This is a genomic window from Streptomyces mesophilus (assembly GCF_011044995.1).
GTDB lineage: Bacteria > Actinomycetota > Actinomycetes > Streptomycetales > Streptomycetaceae > Streptomyces > Streptomyces mesophilus.
The window spans coordinates 1-2,883 of record NZ_JAAKZW010000417.1 but is presented as its reverse complement, the minus strand read 5'-3'; the positions used below and the strand labels follow the sequence as shown (position 1 = coordinate 2,883).

The window sequence follows — 2,883 nt, the reverse complement described above, 5'->3', positions numbered from 1 at the left end:
CCCCCGGGCCCCAGACGACCGTCCCGCCGACCCCCTCGGCCCGTTCGCGTACGGAGGTGGTTCCCACGCCGGGCCGGTCGGCCACACCGTCCATCCCGCGTCCGTCGTCCTCGACGGTCACCAGGAGACCGCCGCCGCTTCCCTCCGTGCCGGCGTCCGTACGTACGACGTCGACGACGCAGGTGCGGGCCCCGGAGTGGCGGACGACGTTGCGGGTGGCCTCGGCGACGATCGCGTAGACCGCGCCCGCGACCTCCGGGGCCGGTTCGCGGACGTCCTCGGCGGACCGGACGACGACCGCGAGGCCGTCCGCCTCGTAACGCATGACCAGTTCGCGCAGGGCGGCGATCAGGCCGAGTTCGGCGAGGACGGGCGGGACCAGGCCGCGGGCCAGGGCCCGGACCTCCTCGACGCGGGCGTCGACCTCGGACCGCAGACGTACGAGGAGCGGGTCGGCGGCTTCGGGCGGCAGGTTGCGGACGGCCGCGAGGCCCAGGCCGATGCCGGCGAGGGCGGGGCCGAGCTGGTCGTGCAACTCGCGGCGCAGGAGCCTGCGTTCGTCGTCGCGGGCGGCGGCGAGGCGGCCCCGGGACTCGCGCAGGGCGGCGGTGACGGCGGCCAGGTGTACCGCGCTTGCGACCACCGGGGCGACCTCGGTGAGTGCGGTCAGCGCGCGGCGGTCGAGGCGTTCGCCGGGGCGTGGCCAGGTGTGCAGGGCGCCCGCGTACTGTCCGCGCACGATCAGGGGGACGTCGGTGAGGTCAGGGCGGGGGCCCGGTTCGCCCACTGTCACCAGGGTGGTTCCGGTCGCGTCGAGGACCCGTACGGCGCCCAGGTTGAAGGAGGCGGCGATGCTCTCCGCCATGCCGGTCAAGGTTTCCTGCGGGGTGCCCGCGCTGCCCAGGTGGCGGCCGACGCGGCTGAGCGCGGGGGTCGCGCCCTCGCCGTGCACCAGGCGGTCGACACGGCGCTGGAGCCAGCCGCGCGCGGGCTGCACCAGTGCGGCCGGGACGGCGGTGGCGAGGACCCGGGTGAACGCGCCGTCGGCGGGCGTGACCAGGCCGAGGACGGCGACGACCAGGAAATATCCGGCTACCAGCATCCCGGTGAGCAGTGACCAGACCAAGGTGCGGCTGACGGCGAGGTCGATACCCCATAGGCGCTGACGCAGGACGGCGACCAGGACGGCGGCGGGGAAGAACGCCTGGGAGGCGAGGTGGGTGAGTGGGGTGAGGAGTTCGACGCGCGGGCCGCCGCCCTGCGGCCACACCACCAGGGGCACGAAGGTCAGGGTGATCAGCACGGTGCCGATGGCCAGCCAGCCGAGCCCGCGCGCCTGCGGGTCGCGCCACCGGCGGACGGCGGCGTGCGCGGCGGCGGCCAGGCCCAGGACGATGGCGGCTCCGGTCAGCCAGGTGTTGACGGGTTCGGCGAGCCGCGCCCAGGTCGCGTCACGGACCGGGAGCGGTGCGTAGGAGCCGGGGGCGTCCGGCCACGGCCACGGGTCCGTCAGCCGGGTGGCGAGCGTCCCCGCGATCACCAGTCCCCCGGCCCCCAGCGCGAGCCGGGCCGGGCGCGGCCACCGGGCGTCGGACACCAGGTACGGCACGACGAGCATCAGGGAGAGGGTGCCCGGCACCCACGCCGTGCTCTGCAGGATCGTCCACGAGGGCGGTACGACGTCCATCGGGTACTCGGCGGCGAGTGGGGACACGACCGCCGCGATCCCGCCGCCGACGCCGGTCAGCGCGACCAGCCAGCCCACCGGGTGCAGCCGCCGGCGCAGCACGACGGCGCCGACAAGGCCGTAGACGACCGCGTCGGCGGTGTCGACGACGAAGTACCACTGCACCGGGGACCACACCGCGTCCGACCGGGCGAGCAGGACGAGACCGGTGGCGGCGAGGCCCCAGGCGAGGGCGAGGACGGAGTACGCGGCGAGGCGGCGGGCGAGGTCGTGGTCGCCTTGGCCTGGCCGCCCGTGGGCCGGTGGCACGGCACCGGAGTCCCCTGCGCCGCCCGCCTGTTCCTCATGATCCGGATGACCTTGTCCGGGCACCGCTCGCCGCGGGTCTCCCGCTTCCCGGCCCGGTCGTCCCGGCGTAGCCGCCGTCACTGATTCCACGGTTCCCCCACGGATTCCCCCACGGCGGGATGATCCCAGTGCAGGGGTGGGCTGTCATCGGACCGGGCGACCGTGCCCGGCGGCCCGGGAGGTTCCCCGGACCGCCGGCCACGGTCGCGTACCGGAGCGGCACCGCTCCTCAGACCTCGGCCCGGGCCCGCCCGAAGGCGAACGCCGCACCGATGACCAGCAGGTACGGGGCTCCGACGAAGAGCGCCATGTACTGGAGGGGAGCGAGTGCCGTCGCCAGGAGGCCAAGACCGAACAGGACGCTGACCACACCGATCCACCGGCTGACGGCCCCCTGCCGGAACGCCGCCACGGCGAGCGACGCCGCCGTGAGCAGCAGTCCGGTCCACAGCCAGCCGTACGTGCCGAGCTGGGACAGTCCGGCGACGATCGTGTCGGGGTCGGTCTTCTCCCGGTTCAGAACGGCGTGGAACATCTCCGTCCCCATACCGGTGCCGACCAGGTTCATCACGCCGACGAGCAGCATCCCGAGGTAGGCGGTCATCGGTACCAGGCTGCCGGCCGGGCACTGCCGCTCCAGGCGGCGGCGCAGCCCGGCGCCGAACAGGACGGCCCCGAACGCGGCGAGCGTGAAGGCGAACTGGGTCGCGTAGACCGCCCACATGGTGGAGTCCTCCAGCTTGCCCACCATCAGCGCGCTGTCGCGGAGGTCGCTCTCCGCGTAGGGCCACAGCGGACCGGCCGCGGCGAAGACGAGCAGCCCGCCGACCCCGGCGGCGATCCCGCCC

The 2,883-nt window shown here is 75.0% G+C and carries 2 protein-coding genes; both read right to left on the bottom strand.

From position 1 onward, the window contains the following. Nucleotides 1–1,996, bottom strand: a 1,996-nt coding sequence (locus tag G6045_RS42290) for a sensor histidine kinase (RefSeq protein ID WP_165337180.1), incomplete at its 3' end; no start/stop codon positions are given. 268 nt (nt 1,997–2,264) lie between these two features. Further along, nucleotides 2,265–2,883 (bottom strand): hypothetical protein (locus G6045_RS40120; protein ID WP_165337179.1); only part of this gene is annotated, 619 nt, incomplete at its 5' end.